Below are 22,286 nucleotides of genomic sequence, written 5' to 3' on the forward strand. Positions count from 1 at the left end.
GCGGAAAAACCCAACGATGGATATTCCTCCGGGAAACCTCGACCCCATAAGGATCAGGCGAAAGTAGGAGCCCGCGGGTGCGACATCCCTGGAAATCGCTCTCTCCTTGTCAATCGGGACAAAACATGAGATCCCTCTGGAATGGTCGAGCTTCAGAAGGTAGTTTCATTTTGTGATCGGCGCACTCGCCGGAAGGACATCCGCGATTTTCCGCCGGCGCACAACGGGCTTCAGATTGAAAATAACGGAGTCGTAACGAAGATCGGGGCCGCGGTCGACGCGGGCGAACGCCCTTTCCAAATCGCAGCGGAGAAAGGGATCGATTTCCTCATCGTTCACCACGGTCTCTACTGGGTCCCCCCGGTCCCGCTGACCGGACCTGCCTATCGGAAGACCCGGACGGCGATCGAAAAAAACCTCGCCGTGTACGGAAGCCATCTGCCTCTGGACTGCCATCCCGAGATCGGAAACAACGCCTTGCTGGCAAAAGCGCTGGATCTCACCCGCCTCGAAACCTTCCTCCCCTATGAAGGCAACAACATCGGGCTGGTGACCAACGCTCCCGCGAGCCGGGATGAGTTGAAGTATCGTCTTGAGCGTCTCTTCCCCGGTGGGGTCGTCGCGATGGAAGAGGGATCCGAGCGTCCCCAGAAGATCGCCATCCTGACCGGAAGCGGTTCCAGCGCGGTTGAGCATCTGGCCGAGATCGGCGTGGACACCCTCATCACCGGCGAACTCAAACAGCACTTCTTCAACATTGCCCAAGAGGAGAAACTCAACCTCTTTGCCTGCGGCCACTATCGGACCGAGACCTTTGGTGTCCGGGCGCTCGCCGAGGAAACCGCCAAGTATTTTGACCTGCCCTGCGAGTTTGTCGCGACCGACTGCCCGCTCTGAGTTGCAGCTCGGATTCCACCGCAAAAAATCGCCTCGTAAGTTTTTGCCAAACCCGACAACGTCATATCCATGTCCACGCATCCCATCGGTCTCTTAAACGGTCCCAACCTCGGGCGGCTGGGAATTCGTGAACCTGACGTTTACGGCACAACCACCCTCTCGCAGGTCGAAGATACCTTCCGCGAAGAAGCCGCCAAGTTGGGCGTGGTGGTCGAGTGCTTTCAGTCGAACCACGAAGGCACGCTCATCGACCAGATCGAGCACTGGACCGATAAACATTTTGCCGGGGTCATCATCAACCCGGGCGGTTTTACTCACACAAGTGTCGCCCTCCGGGACGCCATCGCGTCATCAGATGTCCCCTTTATTGAAGTTCACCTTTCGAACGTTCATCAACGGGAGGAATTCCGCCATCGTTCCCTGACAGCAGGAGTATGCGAAGCGGTGATTGCTGGATTGGGTCCGAACGGCTACTACGCAGCGCTCCGACATCTCGTCGGACAAATCCGGAAGTAAGCCCGGCTTAGATCTCGCCGGTTGGATGGGTGCTACGCCCATGAAATCGGGCGGCCAGAAAACTGCCCACCGTGAGCTGCAGAGGATGGTAAATCATGAGTGGCAGGAGGATCAGCCCCATCGGCGGTAGATCACCCGCCTCACTGGCGGCCAGAAAAAAGGCCGTTGCCATCGGAGCTCCGGTCGCCAGCCCTTTTTGGGTTCCACAGAAATAAGCGGCGACACGCTCGCCAAAGCTCATCCGAATCTTGCCGATAACGATCAAGAAGAGTCCCGAGAAGAGGACAAAATAGAGGACGACTCCGGCGAACGTCCATAACAGCCGAATCCAGGTAAACTGGTCCCACTCCCCTTTTGCCGCACTCCCGGCAAAAAGAATCCAGACGATACCGACGATGAGAGCCTGGCTAAGCATACCGACCTTGCGCTTCACCCAGTCAACTCCTCTCGGCAACACGAGACGGAAAATCTGGCCGATGGCCATAGGGATGGCGATGAGCTTGCCCACCCGCAACAGGGCATCCCCAAAAGACATATCCACTTTCTCCCCGCCGGCATGCATCCAGAAAACGACTCCCAACGGCACCATGACAATCCCGGCCAAGTTGGACAACGTGACGCCGAAAAGAGCGGCGGCCGAGTCTCCCCGAGCCGCGACCGTCAGCGCGACGGCCGAGGATACCGTGGTCGGCAGAATTCCGAGATAGAGAAAACCGGGGATCGAGCTAGGGTCTGTCGGGCTCCAGGGTGAGGCGAAAAGCAACCACGCCAGAGAAGGCGCGAGGATGAAGTTGAACCCCAAGACAATGGTGTGAAATTTCCAGAGGAGGATCCCGCGAGCCAGCTCCTTCACCGGCAGCACCATCCCCTGCAGGAAGAAAATCACGAAAACCGCGACCTTTACAAAAAAGTCGGGATTCCAAAATCCCGCTGGCTCACCGACACGGGGAAACAACAACCCCATTCCTACCGCCACGAAGATCATGACGGGGAACCAATTCTTATTCCACCAGCCTCGGGGAGAACTCACCGAGCGGCTCCTCCGAAATTCTTCATAACCCCCTCGAGCTCCCGAATCAGCGATTGCCTGCGGGACTCTTCAAGATGGGCGACCTCAAAGCCATTGCGGGCGATGCGACCGATTTCCTCGACGGAGAATCCACAATCGTAATAGAGCGCGGCATAATCATCGATCAGGCGATTGCCAAAGAAGGTTGGATCATCCGAGCTCACGGTCACCCGAACCCCTGCGTCAAAAAGTCGGCGAATCGGGTGGCTGGGCATCGAATCAATGCCATTCACGGCCAGCTTCAGGTTACTGATTGGGCAGACATCCAAAGTGACGTTCTCAGCGATCAACAAATCGACCGTCGCCGGATCCTCGATCGCCCGCACCCCATGCGCGATACGCTCGACCTTCAATTCCCGCACGACCTGAGCCACAAAATCGGCTCCGCGGAATTCTCCCGCATGGGCTCGATTACGCTTTCCGGCTTCCCTCATGGCCGCCCAGGCTCCGGCAGTCCATTCTTCGAAAGGAAGATCCTCAGGGCCGTGAAGGTCAAAACCATCCAGATTATCCCAGCCGGGGGCTTCATCGATCCACTCCCCTACCTGGCCCGTGTAATCGTTGTGAAGCAGTCCGGCATAGATCCGCACCTCCATACCCTCTGGCACCTCGCCGCGGATGGCCTCAATGACCTCCTTCGGGTGAACCTCTGGCAGACCGACGACGAGGCCCAGATGAAAACTCACCTCCAGATACCGAACGCCCTGATCCCAGCATTCGAGAAAAACGGCCCGGGCACCTTCCCTGTAGCGATCGAGTGAATTGAAGAATGGGAGCGCGCACTGAAGGAGGCCCTCATTGAACTCATCAAAACTTCGGTAGCGGAAATCCTGCCCCCAGTAGGGAGGATCTTCCGGATTCAGCGAATCAACATACTTCCGATAAACCGAAAGCGGGACCGCGCCCTCGAGGTGCAGGTGGGTTTCGGTTTTGGGGAGGGATCGGAAAAATCCCTCCATTTCTGAATCCATTGGGTACCGCATGACTCTAAATAAAATACTCGCCCCATCGAGAGGACGAAGTCGACCGTCATTCCTTCCTAAATCTCTGGATCCGGCGGCAAGGTCAGCGGCTGGATCCCATCCTCGACCACAAACCGGAAGCCAACCATACGGTTTCGTTCACCCGTATCGATCGCGACAGGATTGAGTTCCACCATCTGACTTTTGATCGTACGGAGATTTCCTCCCATGTGAGCGATCCCCTCCGATCCTTCTTCGAGAACAACCATTTCCGAAACATTACCGAGGATATGATAGAACCCCAACGGATCGGCAGAAAGGGAATGCACCGGGCGCGTCGCATTTTCCCCAGAGCCTGACGAAAGAATCGCAAAATCTTCTGCCTCGATCGCCTCGGAGGCAGCTTCACGGAACTCCTCCACCGTCGGAAGGCGTGCTTTCTGGGCAAGAACCCAGCCCACTCGCTTGAGGAACAACTCAACTTCATCGAGAGAAACCGTCTCAACGGGAAGATCTCCTCCCACATTGCGACTCGGGTTTTCGTCCATGATCATCTCGAACAAATACTGCGGGACCTCCGTCGCCAACAGATTCAATCCCACCTCACCGGGGATCGGAACCAAATCGCTTTGAATCGTCGAACGAATCTGCTCAAGGACCCGCTGGTTCCGACTGAGATAAGAGATTCGGCGGGCAAGTTCCTCGACCGGCAAGGTGCTCAAAGAATAACGGAGCTCGAATTGCCCCATCCGATCGGAAAGCTGATTGATCAAGAGCTTCGCCTCTCCAAAATTCCCTTCAATCAGGGACCGATTCAGCATCTCCTCAAGGTCGCGTAGACGCTCGTAGCTGGAAAAAGCGGAGGCGTTTTGCATCCGCACCCGGAGACGATCTTCCCTCGTTCGGGAAGCAAACGGGCTGCGCGGATACTCCAGCGTCAGATTGCGCTGCATATCCCTCGCCCGAGAGAACACACCGGCAGCTTCCTCATATTTTTTCTCATATACCAAATCATTCGCCTCCGAGATCAGGTCCTCGATCTGACGACGCAACTCGCCGGAGAGCACCTCCGCCTCCTTTTCCCGCAAGCGACTCGCTCTCAGTGGCTTGGCCAGGGAAAGTCCCGGATAGGCGCGATTGATTTGCTCCTGCAATTCAGCCGCTTCTCCATACATACGGACGGCTCCTTTCAAATCTCCCAAACTGGCATATTCTTCAGCTTGTTTTTCCTTTTCGATCGACCGATCATAGATCGGTTGGACATCCATCCGCTGGACCTCCCGCTGGAGACGAGCCAGATAGGTCAAATCGTTATGGGAACTGGTCCCGTGCTGATCGCGAATCTGTTCGCGGATATTCACCGCATCACGGAATACGATCAGCGCTTGCCCCGGATCTTCGGTTGCCCGGGCCTCGGCTTCCAACCGCTGCGCATCTCGCGCCAGGATCTCCCCCATATATTCATCATAACGCATCTCGAGCTGCTCCAGGCGGCTCTCGGCGACAAAATCTCTCGCCGGTAAAGCGGCGATATACTCTTTCTGCAGCTCGATCGCCCGATTGAGCACCTGCATATCATCCTTCCCCACAATCCCTTGAATGAGGAGATCATCAAATTTCTGCTCTAACTCCTTACTTTCATCGAGCAGGGCCAGGGCCACCTCATCCGTGACCCGGTCTTCCCGACTGCTCCCCACTGACCGCGGACCAAAACTGGAGAGCGCATAAAAAACTCCCAGAATCAGTACGGCAAAAATTATAATGAGAAGCCAGTTGAGCCGGTTCGGAGAAGGACGCTTTCGGTGTGCAGACATGCTTTGGGGAAAAACGAATTAACGCTCAGCCACACCGCAATTTCAACCCTTTTGCGCCCTCCTCTCCCCTACCGGAGCTAGCCCTCCATCGCCGACAAAACAACTCCTTCAAAGCAGACCGAAAATCCGCCAATGGATTGACCGAATGTCGGAGTCGGACAGCTCGGGATTGCGCAACCGCCCCGAAGTCCCCTACGTTCCTTTTTATGGACTGCATTTCGCAAAAAGCCGTTATCCTCGGGGCTGGCCTTCTCGGTGGCTCACTCGGGATGGCCATGCGCGAACGCGGGCTGGCCGAAACCATTCACGTATGGTCTCCCCGGGAATCGACTCGGACGGCCTGCGCGGAAAAAGCGTGGTGCGACGGGGTATTCGAGACGCCCGAGGAAGCTTGCCAGGGAGCAGACCTGGTTTTCCTCTGCGGGCCGGTGGACAAGATTCCGCCGCTCATGGAAACGATCTCATCCACCTGCGGTGAAGGGTGCATTATCTCGGATGTGGGCAGCACGAAAGCCGGTATCTGCAAAGCTGGGAGCCGATGGTTTCCGGCGAATCACCCTGCGACATTTATCGGATCCCATCCGATGGCAGGATCTGAGAAGTCCGGGCTGGCCTACGCCGATGCAAACCTGTTTCAGGGAAAATCCTGCATCCTGACACCCGTTGATTCATCCACCGAAGATTTGGCGCGGTTGAAAAAGTTCTGGGATGCTCTGGGGATGAAACTCTTTGAGTGCCCCCCGGAGGAGCACGACCGCATCGTCGCTCATGTCAGCCATCTGCCCCATGCCCTCGCCGCGGCGCTCTGTAATGGATTGGCCACGATGCCCGCAGAATGGAAGCAGTGCGCGGGAGCTGGTTTGCGCGATACCTCTCGGATCGCTGCCGGGGATCCTCATCTGTGGGCGGCGATTTTCCGCGAGAATGAAACCGCCTTTCGCAAATCAATCCGGCTGCTGGAATCGAGCCTCGCCTCGATGAAGGCTTCGCTGGATGCCCCGGACGACCATGCCCTTTTAACATTTCTCGAAACGGCCCGCGCCTATCGATTGCAGCTCGACGACGAGAGCTCCTGCGGGAACTCCTCCCTATCCTCATGAACGAACTTCTGATCGAACCCTTCCAAGGTCCGGCCTCCGGGCGAGCCCAGATTCCCGGCTCCAAGAGCATCTCCAACCGGGCCTTGATTCTCGCTTTTCTTTCCGAAAGCACCGTGGAAATCCGCAACCTGCTGCGAAGTCAGGATACCGATGTTCTCCGCGAAGCTTTTGAGACGCTCGGGATTCAGGCTTCGGAAAAATCATCCGGCTCGATTCAAGTCACCGGTTGCTCCGGTCAACCGCCGAACGACTCCGGCGAAATCTACGTCGAGAATGCAGGTACGGTTGCCCGTTTTCTTCCCGCGGCCCTCTCTCTGATGCCGGAAGGGAACTTTGAATTCGACGGATCGGAAGCCATGCGCAAGAGGCCCATGGCCGGTTTGCTCGACTGCCTCAAAGCCCTCGGAACCTCGGTGGATTATCAGGGCGAGGAGGGTTATTTCCCCTTTCGGCTCAGCACTCGGGGATGGTCTCCCAAAACGCTGTCCGTAGATGCCAGTCGTAGCAGCCAAATTCTCTCCGCGTTGCTCATAGCCGCCACCCGGGCTCCGCACCCGATGCGCATTCGGCTGGAGGGGGAAACGGTCTCGAAACCGTTTGTCGAGATGACGGTTCGGATGATCCGTCAATTTGGCGGAACCATCTCTTTCGAGGAACCGGATTTTCTCATTGAGCCGGGACTCACCGGGCCCACTACCGGGGTCTACGACATCGAGCCCGATGCGAGCGCGGCCTCCTACTTTTTCGCCCTCCCGATTGCAGTAGGGGGCGCGACGACCGTGGGATCGTTCCCGGAAGAATCTCTTCAGGGAGATCTCGCGTTCACCGAAGTGCTACAGGAAATCGGCCTTTCGCAATGCTTGTCGAATGGGGACGTAATCTTGGACGGAACCACGAAGACACGGGCGGTCGACGTCGATTTCAACGCGTTTTCGGACACCTTCCTGACCTTGGCGGCACTGGCTCCTCTGCTCCCGGGGACAACCCGGATTCGCGGAATCGCCCACACCCGGCACCAGGAAACCGACCGGGTTGCAGCGATGGCGACGGAGCTCCGTAAACTCGGTCAAGGAATCGTCGAAGAAGAAGACAGCTTGACCATCACCCCCAACCGGTCGGCGATGGTGGAGCTCTCTCAGGCCGCACCTATCGCTATCGACACTTATGAGGATCACCGCGTGGCGATGAGTTTCGGAATTCTCGCAAGCCATGACCTCCATGGAGACGGTCGGCCTTGGATACAAATTCGCAACCCGGAATGCTGTCGGAAAACCTTTCCAAAATTTTTCGAAGAGCTTGCGCGAATGCGCTCAATCGCCAACGCTCGGTAATCGATTCATGAGTGAACCTGTATCCGATTCTGCCACCGATTTTCCCATCATCACCCTCGATGGGGGCGCCGCTACTGGTAAATCTTCGACTGCCCGCGGAGTCTCCCAGCAGCTGAGATTTCTCCATGCCGATACGGGATCCCACTACCGGGCGCTGACTTTCTTACTACTCAGGAAGGGGATTTCCCCCGAAGAGAGCGACGAGTTGACGGAGGCTCTCGAGGAAATGAAACTCTCTGCCGAAGTGGACGGCACCCTCGCCTCTTTGATCGCAGACGGCAAGAAGCTCTCTCCCGAGGATCTCAGAAGCCTAGAGGTGAACCGAAACGTCTCCTCCTTTGCGGCCCTACCGCCCGTTCGCAACCGACTGCTGCGCTACCAACGATGGCATCGGGAGTTAGCACTCGAAAAAGGATTTCTCGGGCTGGTGATCGAAGGGCGCGACATTGGCTCCGTCGTCTTCCCCGAAGCCCCGTTTCGCTTTTTTCTAGAAGCCGACGAAAGCACCCGCATTCAACGACGCTCTGAAGAGGGACAGGAGGATTCAGTTGCAGCCCGAGACAAGGCCGACAGCGGCCGCAAGACCGCCCCCCTCCACTGCCCCGAAGGCGCAATCCGCATCAACACCGGGAACTACACATTGGAAGAAGTCATCTCCCAAATCTGCCAAAAGGTTCAAAACGACTCTGACGCCCTCCAATAATATCCGATTTCCCGTCACCTGTATTAGACCGTCCCATCCACTGTTCGAAAATGAGTTTACCCGGTTCAGCCTTTCCTCCGACTCCCGTAAAGCCCCTTTATCGCATCGGATGGAACTTGTGTAACGGAGTCTTCCACTCACTTTTTCAGATCGAGGGCTACGACAGTCATCACGTCCCGCAAAGAGGCCCCTTCCTTCTCGCCTCGAATCACGTCAGCTACTTGGATCCACCAGCGATTGGGGTATCGTTTCGCCGACCCATCCACTACTTCGCCCGAGACACTCTTTTTAAAGGTCCGGCCGATCCAATTTTACGAGGAGTGAATGCCGTGCCCGTCAACAACCGGGGCGGGAGCGATCTCACTGCCATGCGCCGGGCACTGGATGTCCTGAAAGCTGGCGAAGGCTTGCTGGTTTTTCCTGAAGGGACCCGATCTCCCGATGGCAATTTTCTGCCGGCTCGCCGCGGGATCGGTCTTCTCGCCTGCAAAGGTGGCGTACCTGTCGTTCCCGCTCGGATTTTCGGGACATTCGCGGCTCTCGGAAAAGGCCAAAAAGCGAAATGGGGAGAACCCCTGAAGGTTCGTTTCGGGCCAATGCTCCACCCCGATGAATTCGATCCAGGCCGATCCGACAAAGAACGATTCGACAGCGCGGCCGAAAATATCATGGCCGCCATCCGTCGCATTGAGGAACCGCAGATCCCTCCTGCAGTCTAACCCGCATCGGAACCCCTCCACCCCGCGAAGCGGGGTCCCCCTCCCCTGCAAGCAAGGGAGGAGTCTGGAAAAATATTTGCCTCCCAATCCTAGGAACTGGAACCAACTCCAGTGGGTGGAAATTTTTTCCGTCTCGGGCCTTTGCCCCTTACCAAGATTTTCTATCTCTCGAGCGAAAACGGAACTCTCTCGATTGACCGGGAAATGGCATTGATCGAATGCCGCTCAGGAATTGGTAGAGGGCTTCCATTTCGGCAGAGTCAGATAACGGAGGAAGACCCTCAGAGTGCCGAGCAGCATTGCGGTGAGAAGGAAGGCAACCAACTTTTTCGCAGGATCTCCATCGAGGAAGGCTTGCCAGGAAACCCAAGTTCTCCAAGCGGAGACGATCAGGACCAGAATGAGGGTCACGGCCACACCTTTGCGGGCAATCTCATGCTTTCGGTTCCAGAGGTAAGACCACACTAAGTGGATTCCCCCGAAGACTCCTCCCGAAATGAGCGCGGTTTTCGCCTTTTCCGGGTTGTTGGCGTAACCGGCGATTCCGATGGCAATGAGGAAAAGACCGTAGGCCAACAGCGTGAAGGCAAAGGCACGTCGCTTGCGCGGCATCGCCACTGGAGCCTTATGACTGGAGGAATCCGGTTGGGATGGGGAAGATTCGCTCATGGGAAGAACGGTTTGTTCGGTCTCGCTCCTGGCAGAGCGGAGCTAGAACCCACTGGGGTTCCCTCGCGCTTCGGCAATCCAGGCGACGGAGCCAGTTCGCTTTTTCGGTGACCTCGGAAAACGACTCGCCCTCAGATGAGGCCGAGTTCCATTTTACCCTCTTCAGAAATCATATCCTGATTCCAGGGCGGATCCCAAACGATATCGACTTGAGCCTCAGAGACACCGGGCACTTGGACGACCTTTGAGCGGGCGTCTTCTGCGATCGATGGGCCCATTCCGCAACCGGGAGCGGTCAACGTCATGGCGACCAAGACTTTATAACCGCCCTCGTCTTTCTCCACGGACTCCATGCTGTAGACCAATCCGAGGTCGACGATGTTCACCGGGATCTCCGGATCGAAGACCTTCTTGAGCTGGCTCCAGACCGCATCGGTGTCGGGTGGGCCGTCTGCAGCTTCGGCCGAAGTGTCGAAATCCGGCTTCTCCACATCTTCACCGATACAGTCGGCATCTTCTCCGCCAATGCGGAACATGCCGTTCTCGGTCATGACGGTGTAGTTTCCGCCGAGACGGTGAGTGATGGTTACCCGGGTGCCTTCTGGCAGCTCCATCAATTCCCCATGGGGAATGAGGGTGGCCTTGACGTCCCGCGAAAGAATACGTTCCGAGTCCTCAGTCATGGTTGCTATCATCCAGTTTCGGGGCGACGGCGTCTAGCTGCTTTTTTTCAAACTTTCCGCGAATCAAACCCCGGAGATTCTCCTCGAGTTCCTCGTTGTCGAATTGCTCAATCACTTCTTCAAAAAATCCGAAGACCATCAGCTGCTGGGCGACCATTTTCGAGATTCCACGCTGGAGGAAGTAAAAGAGCTCATCGCGGTCGAGTTGGCCGGTCGTAGCACCGTGGCTGCACTTCACATCATTGGCCTCGATTTCAAGACCTGGCAACGAGTTGGCCTGAGCCGTGTCATTCAGGAGAAGGTTACGGTTCGTCTGGTAGGCATCCGTTCCCTGGGCATCCTTCGCGACCTTAATCAGACCGGAAAAAATCGTCCGGCTTTCATCCATTAGGGCATTCTTATAGAGAAGATCCGAAACGGAGTTGGGAGCATTGTGGATCTGAAGCGTCCGCTGGTCGAATTCCTGATCGTTATCGGATACCGTGAGCGAATAGAGCTTCACGTCGGATCCGGCACCATTGATCCGGACCTCGTTCTCGAAACGTGCCCGGCGACTGCCCAGGTTCAGGTTGATCCCTCGGACGGCGGTGTCTCGATCCACATTGTTGGTATCCAGCTGGAAGGAAACGGTCCGCGTGTTGAAGTTCTGAATCGTCTTGCGGAAGATCTTGGCGCCCTCTTCGGCAAACACATTGCCAACCGCGCAGGAAAAACCTTCCCGATCCTCGAAGAGAGATTGCTGAACATCGACGACGCTGAAGCGGGAATTCGCCCCACCGGCGACCAAAATGTGCGGAAACAGCGCTGCGCCCGGTCCTGCCTGCCAGTGATAAGTGACAAAGGGAGCATCAATCTCAACGTTCTTCGGGACATACAGGATATATCCACCTTCCGAATACGCGTTATGAAGGGCATGAAACTTATCCGATCCTAAATCCGTGGATTCCTGGAAAAGATAGCGCTCCACTAACTCCGGCTTTTTCTCCATCGCTTCAGCAATGGGCATAAAGACAACCCCTTGATCGACGAGCTCTTGCGGAATCGGCTCTTGATGAACGAGTTGGTTGTCGACAAAGACAATGCGGCTGGTCCGGTCAGTGACCAGCTCTGATCGCGACAAGGCTTCGGCAACGTTCTCGTCGGAGACCGGCTCGGGAAGCTGAAACGAGTTCAGCTCGAAATCGATCCGCTTGGCGAAGCGCCAATGTTCATCCCGGTTTCTCGGGAGAGGAAGCGATTCAAATTTTTCCCAGTATTCGCTTTTCCACTTCTTCCATTTCTCCGGCAATGCGGACAGGGAAAGGTGGCGTTCAAAGGAGGCGGAATCGCCCACACCGGAAGCGTTCTGCACGGCTGTGGCTTCTGTACTCATAGTCTATTCCTAAATATCTCTGCTTAACAGGACCGCTGGGATCAACCCACGGACCCTTCCATCTCCATGTCGATGAGTCTTTTCAACTCGACGCTGTATTCCATTGGGAACTGGCGGACGAGATCGTTGACAAATCCGTTCACAGCGAGACTCATAGCCTCCCCTTCCGACAGCCCTCGCTGCATCATGTAGAAGATCTGCTCGGCGCTGACCTTCGAGACACTCGCTTCATGCTGCACCGAATTTCCGTTCCCCTGCACATTAATGGCGGGATACGTATCGGTGCGGCTGTTGGTGTTGATGAGCAAAGCGTCACACTCGGTATTGTTCTTACATCCTTTGAGATGATCGGGCATCTGAACAAGACCGCGGTAAGTGGAGCGGCCTTGTCCAACCGAGATACTCTTCGAGATGATGTTACTCGTGGTTTCGTCAGCTTGGTGAACCATCTTGGCTCCCGTATCCTGATGCTGACCGTCGTTGGCCAGTGCGATCGAGATGACCTCGCCCCGGGCTTTGCGGCCTTTGAGGACGACACCGGGATACTTCATGGTCAGACGGGAACCGATGTTACAATCGATCCACTTCACTTCGGCCCCTTCTTCGGCCCAAGCCCGCTTGGTCACGAGGTTGAAGACGTTGTTCGACCAGTTCTGGACGGTGATGTACTGGATCTTCGCGTTCTTGAGGGCGACGAGTTCGACGACAGCACTATGAAGTGTGCTGGTTTCGAATTTCGGCGCCGTGCACCCTTCCATATAGGTGACCTCAGAACCCTCGTCGGCGATGATGAGGGTCCGCTCGAACTGTCCAAAACTTTCGGCATTGATCCGGAAGTAGGCCTGCAACGGTTGGCTCACCTTCACCCCCGGAGGGACGTAGATGAAACTTCCTCCACTGAAAACGGCACTGTTGAGGGCGGAGAACTTATTATCGTTGGTCGGGATGACCTTGCCGAAGAACTTCTTGAAGATGTGAGGATATTTCTTCAGGCCCTCTGACGAACCCACGAAGATGACCCCGTCTTTTTCCAAAGCGTCCTTCATATGGGAATAGGCCGCTTCGCTATCAAATTGAGCTTCCACACCCGCCAGAAACTTCCGCTCCTGCTCGGGAATTCCCAGGCGTTCGAAGGTCTGCTTCACCTCATCGGGAACATCTTCCCACGACCGGCTGGGCATCTGACCCTGTGAGAGGTAGTAGCGGATGTTTTCAAAGACGATGTTTTCCAGGTCTTTGGTCGCCCAGTGAGTGGGCATGGGCATCCGGTTGAAGACCTTCAACGCTCTCTTGCGAAATTCGTTGATCCATTGCTCCTCTCCTTTGGCTTCGGAGATGTAATCGATGGTGTCCTCGGTGAGCCCGGTTCCGGCGTCGTATTGATACTTAACGTCGTAGCGGAAATTCCCCTTATCGCGATCGATGTCGATGGCTTCGGTTTGGCTCATAATCGTTTCCTTTTTTTAGCGATCAGCTGGCAGCGGTGACGAGTTCGTCGCGAACCCAGTCGTACCCCTTTTCTTCCAGCTCAAGGGCCAACTCTTTCTCACCGCTATGAACAATGCGGCCGTCGTACATGACGTGCACCTTGTCCGGAACGATGTAGTCGAGCAGGCGTTGGTAGTGAGTGATGACGAGGATGCCGCGGTCTGGTCCACGCATGAGATTGACCCCATTGGCGACCACTTTGAGAGCGTCAATGTCGAGACCACTATCGGTCTCGTCCATCACACAGTAGGATGGTTCGAGCATCGACATTTGCAAAATCTCGCAGCGCTTCTTTTCCCCTCCGGAAAACCCTTCGTTGACCGAGCGAGACGAGAACTTTTTGTCGATCTGGAGAATCCCCATCTTTTCGTAAAGTTTGCGGTAGTAGGCCGGAGCGTCGAATTTCTCGTCGTCATCCTGACGAGCCTGCAAGGCGGCCCGAATGAAATTGGCGATGGAGACGCCCGGAATTTCCAAGGGATACTGAAAGGCGAGAAACAGGCCGGCGCGGGCGACGGCATCGGGCTCTTCCCCGAGAATCTCATTTCCGTCCATGAGGACGGAGCCGCTCTCGACTTCGTAGTCTTCGTGCCCGGCCAGAACCTTGGCAAGAGTGCTCTTCCCAGTTCCGTTTGGCCCCATGAGGGCGTGAACCTCGCCCTTCGGAATCGAAAGGGAGAAATCCTTCAGGATCGATTGTCCGGCGATTCCGGCGTTCAAGTTTTTGATTTCGAGTTGGCTCATGATCTTATTCCTTGGAAACTGGTGTGTTGGGTGAAAGTTCGTTCGTTTCATTCGTCGTCCCGGCGACGTTGATTTCAACCTGCTCTGCCTTCAGGCCTTCCGGAAGCTCCCGCTCGATGAGTTCGCGGATCTTCTCCGACAGAACCACGTCGTACACGTTGCCGGTGCGGCGGCAATGGAAGTGGGCGAAGTGCGGGTTGTCCTTGAGGACCGGGCAATAGCGCGAGGACTGTCTCTGAAAATTCAGCTGCCGAACCAAGCCGGAGGAGACAAATGACTCCAAGCAGTTGTAAACGGTGGCGAGGGATATCCCATCCATTCGCCTTTTGGCCCGTTCATGGACTACCTCAGCGGAAGGATGATCTTTTTCACTGCAAATGACCTCGTAGACAACCTTGCGTTGACGCGTCGGCCGGAGACCCGCCTGGTTGAGGACCTGGGCGGTTTCAGAGGATTCTGGCTTGGAAAGTGGCATGATTTTCGAGAAGAGTGTCAGAATAAATGAGGATTCTGCCGGAATCTCAACTTAAATGAGAATTATTTTTATTATTATTCCAAATTGGGTCGATCTTTGCCGGATCGAACCGTAGAAAAAAGTACATGCCACGCATTTTATTCATCTGCACTGCGAACTACTATCGTTCGCGGTTCGCCGAGGGAGTCTTCAACCACCTCGCCAATCGTCGGGGGTTGGATTGGAAGGCCTTTTCGCGCGGACTCATTCCCGAAGAAGCGCCGCCCGGCCTCTCTCCTCACGCAACCAACGGACTGCGATTGGTGGGCGTTGCCCCGGAGTTTTTCCCGAACGAGAAAACCGCCCTCAAGGACGAGGATTTTGCGGAGGCAGACCGAGTCATCGCCCTGAAACAGGAGGAACACGAGCCGATGTTGCGGGATCGCTTTCCGCATCGAGTGTCTCAAGTGGAATTCTGGGACGTTAGCGACATTCCGCACGTCTCGCCTCCTCAAGCAATGCTCCAAATTAAAGAAAACATCGAACGCCTCCTTCAGGAAATGGGAGACGCTCCGCAACAATGAAGTGGATTCGCCATGCATGCCGAGCCGTGATCGTTCGACGCAATCGACTCCTCGCCATCAAAATGTGTGACCGGAGCGGGGTCTTCTATGTCCTCCCCGGGGGCGGACAGCGTCACGGTGAGACGATGAAGGAAGGCCTCAAACGGGAATGTCTCGAGGAGATCAACCTCGAAGTGATCATTGGACCTTTGCTCTACGTCCGCGAATATATCGGCCGAAATCACAACTTTTCCAAATACCACCGGGACTTTCATCAAGTGGAGACGGTATTTTCCTGCTCCATTGCCGAAGGCGCTGAGCCCGAGCCGGGCTCAGAGACGGACCGAAAACAGATCGGAATCGAATGGCTCGACCTCAAGCAATTAGCCTCCGTGCGTTTTCTCCCTGCGGACGCGGTGCCGGTCATCCAGCGGCAGATGGAGGAAGGCAGCGACCTTTACCTTGGCGATATCAACTAGCCCCTCAGAAATTGATCGTTATCTCGTAAATCCCTCGCTAAGAATATATTCAAGAATTTTTCAGGTTGCTCGGACAATGTAAACCGTATGTAACTTAATCGACAAGACTACCCTACCATCAAAGAGTTGATGTTTCAGAAAAAAGCGAAAGGCCTTTTTGCGGAAGTGTCTCACTATCAAGTAAGACTCGCCCGCGCCGACCGATCAACGGCTCCTCTCCAAATCGAGGCCTTGGAATCCATTCCTGTCACGACCACTGGCGAGACCCGTCGAGCGATTGAAGCCTTCGCGGGGAACCAGAAGGGAAACTACATCCAGGCTCACTGTGCGGTCTACCCGAAAGACCGCTTTGTCCACCGACACTATACCGAAAATGCAGCTCGATCGCGCCAAGAAGATTTCGCGGCCAAAACCTTAAAAGCTGAACTCAAGCTGGATCCGGACGAAGTAGCTTTTCGGATACTTCATCCCCTCACGGGCAAACGCTACAACCCGGACGAGGCTCTTTCCCGGGAGACCCTTTTCGTCGGAGCCAGCCGGGAGAGTCTTAAGGAAGAGCAGCGACGGTTGATCGAGTTGGGCCTTTACCCTGATCAACTGGAGATTGCCTCGATTCCTCTTTACGCCGGAATCAAGAGAGCCGTCGTCGAAGAGGACATGGACAGCTCTGCGCTGATCATCGAATTCAGTGAGGGCTCCTCCTACGGGTATGTCGTCAACCTGAATGGCCTCGCCCTCTCCCATTCTCTCGAGTTCGGGATCTCGGCAATCGCCTCGAGCATTCAATCGGAGCTCGGCCTGCAAGACTCTCTTTCGGCCCGCAAAGTTATGCTTTCGAAGACATTCGATTTCAAGGACATGGGCTCAACTCTTCTGAGAAGGCTGATCACTCAGGTACGAGCGTCCACGGGGCAGTTTGAAGTTCAGACCGGGAAATCCGTTCACTATCTATTTATTCCGGGCTTACCCGACAGTTTATCCTGGATTGGAGAAGTTCTTGCAGAGGAGTTGGGGATGGAAAACTGGAAACCCAGCCTCGAGGAATGGTTGACTCAAGGCGGAATCACTCTTTCGCCTCAGGCAAAAGATCAACAGAATCTCACCGAATTCCTTCCCCTTTTCTGTCAAATGGCACGACTCGATACTCCCAACGCCTAAATGAGTGCCCTAAAAAAGAAGAAGAAGAAGGATTTCCCGGCTTGGCATCCCGATTTCCGCATTGGCGAGGATTTGCCGGACATCAAAGCCGTTCGTACGGACTTTCTGATCAACATTGGATCCATCGTCCTCGCCCTCGCCCTCCTCTTCTGGATCGCCTATCGCGAAGCGACCATAAATAGCCTGCAGGGAGACTTGGAGGCATTGACCAGCGAGCAGAAACGGCTCGAACCCGAGAATCGTCAGTTGGTCTTGCTGAACTCCCGTTTCCTGAGACAAAAGCAACTCTACGACGATCTGGAAAAATTCTTTGATATTCCCGTCGATGTCCCCCGGCTCCTCGCCGATATCGCCGACTTCCGCCCGGAAGGCGTTTCATTCGAAGAGATCGCATTTCAGGAAATGGAGCAAGCCACCAAAGAGAACGTTGAGCGCAGTTACCGCATTTATCTTCGCGGAGAGACGAAGAACCTACAGGACGCGGCGGCCCTCAAGGAATCGCTGGAAGGCCTTCCCTACCTCCAAGATATGGCGGCCGACTTCACCGAAGGCTCCAATCCACGTAATCCCGTTCTCAATACTTTTGGATTTACATTGGATGTGCGCTTCGAACCCCAAAAGAACAAGGAGGCGAAGAAGTGAAACTGTCACTCCCTCCCCTCTTTCGTAAATTTGCGATTCCGGCAATCGCCGGAATCTTCGTACTGATCTGTCTGCTGATTTTCTTTCTTCGATTTTCCACCTTGAGCGACCTGAAAACCTCGATTTCAGAGGCGGAACGGGAAGTGCTCACCATGCGACGCAATATTAAGAGCTCGGAAAATCTCGAGTCACAGCTCGAAACCATTGAAGCTCTCACCGACAGGCTGCAGGAACGGACAATCGAGCCAGAAGACACTGCGGTGAACACGGCTTACTTCTATCAATTTGAAACCGATCAGGTTCAAATCGAATCCGTTGAACAGCGCAACACGCCGGTACCGAAATCGTACAGCCCATGGAAAATGAAAAATTTCGGAACAACGCTGTTCACCATTCGGGCTACCGGAAGTTTTCAGCAACTGCTTTATTTCATCTTCCAAATCCGGGGCGGAGAGAAAATCGTTCGTCTCATAAATTTCTCGATTATACCTGCAGATGGAGAAGGGGAAAAAATTCGACGAATCACGTTGACTCTGGAAGCTCTGACCTCTCCACCCCAAAAAAAGCAGTAACCTCAGGATCAAACGGTGAAAACTCGACTCTGCATACTCCTCCTCGCGCAAATCCATCTCTCGGCGGCAACGATGATTCTCCCGGAGGAACGTCGCGCCGACATCATCGAAGGTTTTGAAATTTCGATGTCTTACGATAACCCCACAATGGAAGAGCTCCGTCTGATTCCGGATCCGTTTGTCTTCGGAAGAGAGATCGCGACGGAGGAGCCGGAGTCCGTCGTCAACGGGATGAGTGATGAAGAATTACTCGAAACCTTTGCTTCCACCCTCCAGAATGCCGTGATCGGTTATCAAGAGTTTGGCGAACGTTCTTTCCTCGCCACGAAGAACTATGGGCTTCTTCGTGATGGAGACACCGTCACTCTTCCCGTCCCGGAAACTCCGAACCAGACTGCATCCGTAAAGATCATCAATCCATCGAGGCAAGGCATGACTCTCCAAATGGGAGAGTTGGAGACCTATGTTCCCCTTGATTCCAATCCTTCCGGCGTAACCAACTCCCGTCCTTAGTCATCCGCATTCCTACGCAATGAGAATTCCAAGCATTCCCCTCACACTTCTCCTCCTCAATCTTGCTCTTGGTTCCACGGGATGGGGGCAGGAAGACGGAGACCCGAATCCCATCGATAAAACGATCGACGTCCAAGAGGCTGCCAATGCCTACATGGAGCAACTGAATCTCTTACTCGAGGACAACCCGTCTCCATCCTCTGCCCCCACCAGCATCGAAGAACCCCAAATTCCAGAACCCGAAATTTCCGGAACGGAGATCCCTGAACCCACCATCCCTGAACCCGAAATCGCCGAACCGGAAATGGAGTCGATGGACGCACGCCCGGTCGACCAAACCCCCGTAACTCCGCCAGCCGTTTCCGAACCCTCGATTTCTCTGGAACGCTTCGACCTCGACTATACCGACACCCCAATCCGAACCATTCTTCGCAATGTTGCCGATGCCGCCGAGCTGAATGTCATCATTCCAGACAGTCTTGTCGGAAGTCTTTCCCTACAACTCAAGAATGTTACTTGGCCTCAGGTCTATGACATCGCCTTGGAGAGCACCGGCTTTGTCTGGACCCGCGCGGACTCCGGCATCATCCGCATTCAACGCGTCAGCGCCGATCAGGCAATTGAGGTCGGCGATAATGGACTGATTTCCGTCAATTTCCGCAACGAACCGACCCGGACCGCGGTTCAAGCCTTGGCGGAAGTCGTGGGCTTGAACATTATCATTCCGGCGGAGCTCGAAGGGACCACCTCAGCCTCTCTGACCAATGTTGCCTGGGAGCGTGTCCTCACCACCATCCTCGAAGACAACGATTACCAATGGATGGAGAACGATGGAATCATCGGCATCCGCGCGATCGATTCTCGGGTCGTCTTGGATCCTCAAAACCGAACCCTGAACATCTCCGTGCAGGATACTCCTTTTCAGGAGGTAGCCACCTTGATTGGACAAACCCAGACCCCGGTGGTGAACGTCGTCAGCCCCCCGGAAATTGAAAACCTTCCCGTCTCGCTCGCAGTCGAAGGAGTGACTTTTGAACAAGCCCTCAATCTCGCTATCCTGAAACTTCCGAAAGTGGCCATCGGTTCCGCCAACGAAGGAGGGGCTCAGCAATATCAAGCTTACTCGACCTATGAAGCCGGTCCGAACCTCGTCCAGATTGTGGACCAGCAATTTCTCAATAGCCTTCGCAACGAGCCTCCGGTTGTCCGCATCTATGACCTCCGTTATGCCAGTGCGGGCGATCTTCTCTTGAAAATCATGCCCAGCCCGTTGGATACCTCGGAAACTTCGAACGGCGCGATTCCCTCGTTCCGGCAAGCTGCCGATCTAGTACGCCCGGTGGTCGAGGGAGTCCAAAGCGTCGCCGCCGACCACGCGAACAACCTTCTTCTTGTCACCGCCCGCCCCGCGGCGCTTGCCGAAGTCACCTCTCTGATTGAACGCCTTGACCAGCCTCTCAAACAGATCCTCATCGAATCGAAATTCGTCGAAATCACCGGACAAGACGGCAAAAATCTCGGGGTTGACTGGTCGACCCTCCAAGGCTGGGGAATCAATATGGGGCCCTTTTCGCGGACCTGGACCCGGGACCGCTCGCAGACCGATACGGGCACGACCACCAATTCGAATAACCGCAACTTCTCGGACAGCACGACTCGCTCGATCATCGATGGTCGAACCTTCAACAGCTCCGACAGTATTTCTCGAAGCAACTTGTCCAGCTCCAATTCATCATCAAACTTCAGCCGAACCACAGAAACATCGAACACTGGTGGCCCTACTTCCTTTACAAACGAAACGAGTAACTCCCTCACCAATTCCAGCAATCAGTCCAATACCAGCGACAATCAGTTCAATAGAACGAATGCCGTAAACCAATCGGACATCACCAATCGTGATATTACGAACTCTCGGTCGAACAGCAACAGCTTCACCAACACACTTGAGAACATTGCCTCCACCTCCCGCGCCGACACCGCGATCTTCTCGACCGACGAATTCCGGCTCATCCTTCGCGCCCTGGAGGAAGAAAGTGACGCGAAACTGATCACCAATCCGAATGTGGTCGCGATCAACGGAAAGCAGGCCCGCGTCGAACTCACTGACTACTACTACAAGTCAGGCCCTACTGAGACGAACGATGGGGTCACCACAACAGGGGAGCCTGTTCCCCTCGAGCCGCGCCCTGGAACCACTCTTGTGGTCACCCCCACCGTGGTCGGCGGACAGTTGATTTCCCTCAATGTCATTCCCCAAGTGAACAGCATTGTTTCCAATCAGATCATCGACGGAAACGAGATTCCGATCGTCCGCCGCCGGGCAACCGATTCCGAAGTGCTCCTTCGTAGCGGATCGACTTTGGCGATTGGTGGATTGATTACGGACGAAAACGTCACGAACTCCAATAAGGTACCGGTCCTCGGAGACATTCCGATTCTAGGACGGCTCTTTTCCTCGGAAACGACGAGCGTGCAGACGACCAACCAGATCATCTTCATTACAGCCAGCCTCCTGAATCCGCAATCCAACACATACATGGACGTCGTTGGGATCGAACGCTTCAACTCCATGGGACTCACCGATCGCGAAGTTCAAGGGGTCGGTGCACGAGAGCTCTCTGCCGAAGAATTGCAACTTCAGCAAGCTGTTCGCAAAGCGAGAAACGAGGCGGCTACCGAAGAGATCATGAAAGCTCTCCGGATGCGGGAAAAAATTGAAGAAACCGAAGAAGCCGTCCTCGACGGATCGGCTGCGGAGGAAGATATCGAAGAGCCCGAGGCGAAAGATGGCGACAATCAACCACGCAAGTATGGCCCCATCAGCCGCAAATAATCTCATGCATCTCAAAGGAGCACATCCATGAAATTTCTCGTTCCCGTTCTTTGCATTTCGCTTTGCGGTGGATTGTCGGCTCAGAATGGAGCGGATGATTTCCGGGCGGAAACCCGCTACTTTTCGGATTCGGGCGGCTCCTACCTCGTGGTTCGGCCAGAGGCCCCCACGGGCTCTTTTGCTGGAAGTCTGGAACTGCGCATCGAAGACGAAACGTTTTTCAATTCGCAACTTTCGGAATTTCAAAAGCGCGAGATTGCCACGATTCACGGTGGAGGGCTGAGTAATTTTGGTCTCCGTTTCTTCACCCAAGAATTGCGCAGCCAAGAAGAGTTTCTGCAGCTCTTGGAAGAATTCAAATTGAAGGTCGCTGCATTCCGGCGAAATCGATCCGAGATCGAAAAACTTGACGAAAAATGGATAGGCCAAGGCGAGGCCGCGCTCAGTCAGTCCCGAGAGATCACGACCATACAAACCGACTTCATTGATCGTCCATCGGTTGTCACCCTGAATTGGGATATGCAGGCCAACCGCATTTGGTTGAGCTTGGATGATTTCATCAACATCGACAGCTCACTCGCCGAACCGCTCTCGCGTCTAATCGAGAGGATTCCGATGTATTCCCGCAAACGGCAGGAATACAAAAATGAAATCGAAGCCAAGAACGAGTGGATTAATCAAACTCTTTCCCTCCCGAAGGACGCCCAAGACGGACTGAAGGCCGATGACATCGATACCCCGACCGTGATTTCCGAGGAGCAGGAAAAGAAAGACGAAGGGAAGACCCAAGACTGAGCTGGCTCGGGTTTTTGGAAAATAACGAACTCAACCGACTCGCCGGAGAGCATTGAAGGCGAAACCAGGAACCCGCAACACTCAGGTCATGCGAAAACGGATAGGCTCATTCCCGGTCCACATGAGTCGTTCGGTCGCAAGCACGGAAACGAATAGCGGAATCCGAAACGAGATAGCCAGACAGTAGTTTCCTCTGCTTTCCAGATATCG

General features: G+C 54.9%; 23 protein-coding genes. 14 read left to right on the forward strand and 9 right to left on the reverse strand.

Features of this window, described 5'->3' with window-relative positions:
• Positions 1-141: 141 nt before the first annotated feature.
• Together H5P30_RS06300 and aroQ are read left to right on the forward strand one after the other, a co-directional pair.
• Positions 142-897 carry a Nif3-like dinuclear metal center hexameric protein gene (locus tag H5P30_RS06300; RefSeq protein ID WP_185692098.1) on the forward strand — a complete coding sequence of 252 codons (756 nt, stop codon included), beginning with the start codon at positions 142-144 and terminating at the stop codon, positions 895-897.
• A 69-nt stretch (positions 898-966) separates the two neighbouring features.
• Positions 967-1,413 carry a type II 3-dehydroquinate dehydratase gene (gene aroQ, locus H5P30_RS06305; RefSeq protein WP_185692099.1) on the forward strand — a complete coding sequence of 149 codons (447 nt, stop codon included), beginning with the start codon at positions 967-969 and terminating at the stop codon, positions 1,411-1,413.
• Between the two features lie 7 nt (positions 1,414-1,420).
• Here aroQ and H5P30_RS06310 read toward each other — a convergent pair whose 3' ends face one another.
• The 3 genes from H5P30_RS06310 to H5P30_RS06320 form a co-directional block, all read right to left on the reverse strand.
• Complete coding sequence (locus tag H5P30_RS06310) at positions 1,421-2,443, reverse strand: bile acid:sodium symporter (RefSeq protein WP_185692100.1); 1,023 nt, start codon at positions 2,441-2,443, stop codon at positions 1,421-1,423.
• Positions 2,440-3,441 (reverse strand): adenosine deaminase family protein, encoded by a 1,002-nt coding sequence (locus H5P30_RS06315; RefSeq protein WP_185692101.1) that lies wholly within the window; start codon positions 3,439-3,441, stop codon positions 2,440-2,442. Before H5P30_RS06315 ends, H5P30_RS06310 begins: the two co-directional genes overlap by 4 nt.
• Before the next feature lie 80 nt (positions 3,442-3,521).
• Positions 3,522-5,258 carry an SUMF1/EgtB/PvdO family nonheme iron enzyme gene (locus H5P30_RS06320; protein WP_185692102.1) on the reverse strand — a complete coding sequence of 579 codons (1,737 nt, stop codon included), beginning with the start codon at positions 5,256-5,258 and terminating at the stop codon, positions 3,522-3,524.
• A 206-nt stretch (positions 5,259-5,464) separates the two neighbouring features.
• Between H5P30_RS06320 and H5P30_RS06325 the strand changes: the two genes are divergently transcribed.
• The 4 genes from H5P30_RS06325 to H5P30_RS06340 are packed head-to-tail and all read left to right on the forward strand — an operon-like array spanning position 5,465 to position 9,111.
• Positions 5,465-6,358, forward strand: a complete 894-nt coding sequence (locus H5P30_RS06325; RefSeq protein WP_185692103.1) for a prephenate dehydrogenase — start codon at positions 5,465-5,467, stop codon at positions 6,356-6,358.
• A complete protein-coding gene (gene aroA, locus H5P30_RS06330; protein ID WP_185692104.1) occupies positions 6,355-7,689 on the forward strand; it encodes a 3-phosphoshikimate 1-carboxyvinyltransferase in 1,335 nt (444 codons plus the stop codon). The genes H5P30_RS06325 and aroA overlap by 4 nt, the downstream gene beginning before the upstream one ends.
• Before the next feature lie 7 nt (positions 7,690-7,696).
• Positions 7,697-8,392: a (d)CMP kinase gene (locus H5P30_RS06335; protein ID WP_185692105.1), complete on the forward strand. Its 696-nt coding sequence runs from the start codon at positions 7,697-7,699 to the stop codon at positions 8,390-8,392.
• A 50-nt stretch (positions 8,393-8,442) separates the two neighbouring features.
• On the forward strand, positions 8,443-9,111 hold the full coding sequence (locus H5P30_RS06340; protein WP_185692106.1) for a lysophospholipid acyltransferase family protein: 669 nt from the start codon (positions 8,443-8,445) through the stop codon (positions 9,109-9,111).
• A gap of 225 nt (positions 9,112-9,336) precedes the next feature.
• On the opposite strand, the gene H5P30_RS06345 is transcribed toward H5P30_RS06340, so the two are convergent.
• From H5P30_RS06345 to H5P30_RS06370, 6 genes are all read right to left on the reverse strand, one after another.
• A complete protein-coding gene (locus H5P30_RS06345) occupies positions 9,337-9,780 on the reverse strand; it encodes a TMEM14 family protein (protein ID WP_185692107.1) in 444 nt (147 codons plus the stop codon).
• A 131-nt stretch (positions 9,781-9,911) separates the two neighbouring features.
• On the reverse strand, positions 9,912-10,463 hold the full coding sequence (gene sufT, locus H5P30_RS06350; RefSeq protein ID WP_185692108.1) for a putative Fe-S cluster assembly protein SufT: 552 nt from the start codon (positions 10,461-10,463) through the stop codon (positions 9,912-9,914).
• Positions 10,456-11,835: a Fe-S cluster assembly protein SufD gene (gene sufD, locus H5P30_RS06355; protein WP_185692109.1), complete on the reverse strand. Its 1,380-nt coding sequence runs from the start codon at positions 11,833-11,835 to the stop codon at positions 10,456-10,458. The genes sufT and sufD overlap by 8 nt, the downstream gene beginning before the upstream one ends.
• Positions 11,836-11,876: 41 nt before the next feature.
• Positions 11,877-13,283, reverse strand: coding sequence for a Fe-S cluster assembly protein SufB (gene sufB / locus H5P30_RS06360; RefSeq protein ID WP_185692110.1), 1,407 nt, complete (start codon positions 13,281-13,283; stop codon positions 11,877-11,879).
• Positions 13,284-13,305: 22 nt separating this feature from the next.
• Positions 13,306-14,067: a Fe-S cluster assembly ATPase SufC gene (gene sufC / locus H5P30_RS06365; RefSeq protein ID WP_185692111.1), complete on the reverse strand. Its 762-nt coding sequence runs from the start codon at positions 14,065-14,067 to the stop codon at positions 13,306-13,308.
• Positions 14,068-14,071: 4 nt separating this feature from the next.
• Complete coding sequence (locus H5P30_RS06370) at positions 14,072-14,542, reverse strand: Fur family transcriptional regulator (protein WP_185692112.1); 471 nt, start codon at positions 14,540-14,542, stop codon at positions 14,072-14,074.
• Between the two features lie 125 nt (positions 14,543-14,667).
• Here H5P30_RS06370 and H5P30_RS06375 point away from each other — a divergent pair, with 125 nt between their 5' ends.
• From H5P30_RS06375 to H5P30_RS06410, 8 genes are all read left to right on the forward strand, one after another.
• A complete protein-coding gene (locus H5P30_RS06375) occupies positions 14,668-15,105 on the forward strand; it encodes an arsenate-mycothiol transferase ArsC (RefSeq protein ID WP_185692113.1) in 438 nt (145 codons plus the stop codon).
• A complete protein-coding gene (locus tag H5P30_RS06380; protein WP_185692114.1) occupies positions 15,102-15,563 on the forward strand; it encodes an NUDIX domain-containing protein in 462 nt (153 codons plus the stop codon). Before H5P30_RS06375 ends, H5P30_RS06380 begins: the two co-directional genes overlap by 4 nt.
• A 129-nt stretch (positions 15,564-15,692) precedes the next feature.
• Positions 15,693-16,721, forward strand: coding sequence for a hypothetical protein (locus H5P30_RS06385; RefSeq protein ID WP_185692115.1), 1,029 nt, complete (start codon positions 15,693-15,695; stop codon positions 16,719-16,721).
• Positions 16,722-17,363 carry a PilN domain-containing protein gene (locus H5P30_RS06390; protein ID WP_185692116.1) on the forward strand — a complete coding sequence of 214 codons (642 nt, stop codon included), beginning with the start codon at positions 16,722-16,724 and terminating at the stop codon, positions 17,361-17,363.
• Complete coding sequence (locus H5P30_RS06395; protein WP_185692117.1) at positions 17,360-17,935, forward strand: hypothetical protein; 576 nt, start codon at positions 17,360-17,362, stop codon at positions 17,933-17,935. The genes H5P30_RS06390 and H5P30_RS06395 overlap by 4 nt, the downstream gene beginning before the upstream one ends.
• A 15-nt stretch (positions 17,936-17,950) precedes the next feature.
• Positions 17,951-18,448: a hypothetical protein gene (locus H5P30_RS06400; protein WP_185692118.1), complete on the forward strand. Its 498-nt coding sequence runs from the start codon at positions 17,951-17,953 to the stop codon at positions 18,446-18,448.
• A gap of 19 nt (positions 18,449-18,467) precedes the next feature.
• Complete coding sequence (locus tag H5P30_RS06405; protein ID WP_185692119.1) at positions 18,468-21,281, forward strand: secretin N-terminal domain-containing protein; 2,814 nt, start codon at positions 18,468-18,470, stop codon at positions 21,279-21,281.
• Between the two features lie 27 nt (positions 21,282-21,308).
• Complete coding sequence (locus tag H5P30_RS06410; RefSeq protein ID WP_185692120.1) at positions 21,309-22,076, forward strand: hypothetical protein; 768 nt, start codon at positions 21,309-21,311, stop codon at positions 22,074-22,076.
• Positions 22,077-22,286 lie beyond the last annotated feature (210 nt).

The sequence above is a fragment of the Puniceicoccus vermicola genome (assembly GCF_014230055.1).
GTDB classification, from domain to species: domain Bacteria; phylum Verrucomicrobiota; class Verrucomicrobiia; order Opitutales; family Puniceicoccaceae; genus Puniceicoccus; species Puniceicoccus vermicola.

Excerpts from the sequence above, each read along its gene's own strand:
- H5P30_RS06300 (WP_185692098.1), top strand. The coding sequence starts at position 142 with ATGGTCGAGCTTCAGAAGGTAGTTTCATTTTGTGATCGGCGCACTCGC.
- aroQ (WP_185692099.1), top strand. The coding sequence starts at position 967 with ATGTCCACGCATCCCATCGGTCTCTTAAACGGTCCCAACCTCGGGCGG.
- H5P30_RS06315 (WP_185692101.1), bottom strand. The coding sequence starts at position 3,441 with ATGGAGGGATTTTTCCGATCCCTCCCCAAAACCGAAACCCACCTGCAC.
- H5P30_RS06320 (WP_185692102.1), bottom strand. The coding sequence starts at position 5,258 with ATGTCTGCACACCGAAAGCGTCCTTCTCCGAACCGGCTCAACTGGCTT.
- H5P30_RS06325 (WP_185692103.1), top strand. The coding sequence starts at position 5,465 with ATGGACTGCATTTCGCAAAAAGCCGTTATCCTCGGGGCTGGCCTTCTC.
- aroA (WP_185692104.1), top strand. The coding sequence starts at position 6,355 with ATGAACGAACTTCTGATCGAACCCTTCCAAGGTCCGGCCTCCGGGCGA.
- H5P30_RS06335 (WP_185692105.1), top strand. The coding sequence starts at position 7,697 with ATGAGTGAACCTGTATCCGATTCTGCCACCGATTTTCCCATCATCACC.
- H5P30_RS06340 (WP_185692106.1), top strand. The coding sequence starts at position 8,443 with ATGAGTTTACCCGGTTCAGCCTTTCCTCCGACTCCCGTAAAGCCCCTT.
- H5P30_RS06345 (WP_185692107.1), bottom strand. The coding sequence starts at position 9,780 with ATGAGCGAATCTTCCCCATCCCAACCGGATTCCTCCAGTCATAAGGCT.
- sufT (WP_185692108.1), bottom strand. The coding sequence starts at position 10,463 with ATGACTGAGGACTCGGAACGTATTCTTTCGCGGGACGTCAAGGCCACC.
- sufD (WP_185692109.1), bottom strand. The coding sequence starts at position 11,835 with ATGAGTACAGAAGCCACAGCCGTGCAGAACGCTTCCGGTGTGGGCGAT.
- sufB (WP_185692110.1), bottom strand. The coding sequence starts at position 13,283 with ATGAGCCAAACCGAAGCCATCGACATCGATCGCGATAAGGGGAATTTC.
- sufC (WP_185692111.1), bottom strand. The coding sequence starts at position 14,067 with ATGAGCCAACTCGAAATCAAAAACTTGAACGCCGGAATCGCCGGACAA.
- H5P30_RS06370 (WP_185692112.1), bottom strand. The coding sequence starts at position 14,542 with ATGCCACTTTCCAAGCCAGAATCCTCTGAAACCGCCCAGGTCCTCAAC.
- H5P30_RS06375 (WP_185692113.1), top strand. The coding sequence starts at position 14,668 with ATGCCACGCATTTTATTCATCTGCACTGCGAACTACTATCGTTCGCGG.
- H5P30_RS06380 (WP_185692114.1), top strand. The coding sequence starts at position 15,102 with ATGAAGTGGATTCGCCATGCATGCCGAGCCGTGATCGTTCGACGCAAT.
- H5P30_RS06385 (WP_185692115.1), top strand. The coding sequence starts at position 15,693 with ATGTTTCAGAAAAAAGCGAAAGGCCTTTTTGCGGAAGTGTCTCACTAT.
- H5P30_RS06390 (WP_185692116.1), top strand. The coding sequence starts at position 16,722 with ATGAGTGCCCTAAAAAAGAAGAAGAAGAAGGATTTCCCGGCTTGGCAT.
- H5P30_RS06405 (WP_185692119.1), top strand. The coding sequence starts at position 18,468 with ATGAGAATTCCAAGCATTCCCCTCACACTTCTCCTCCTCAATCTTGCT.
- H5P30_RS06410 (WP_185692120.1), top strand. The coding sequence starts at position 21,309 with ATGAAATTTCTCGTTCCCGTTCTTTGCATTTCGCTTTGCGGTGGATTG.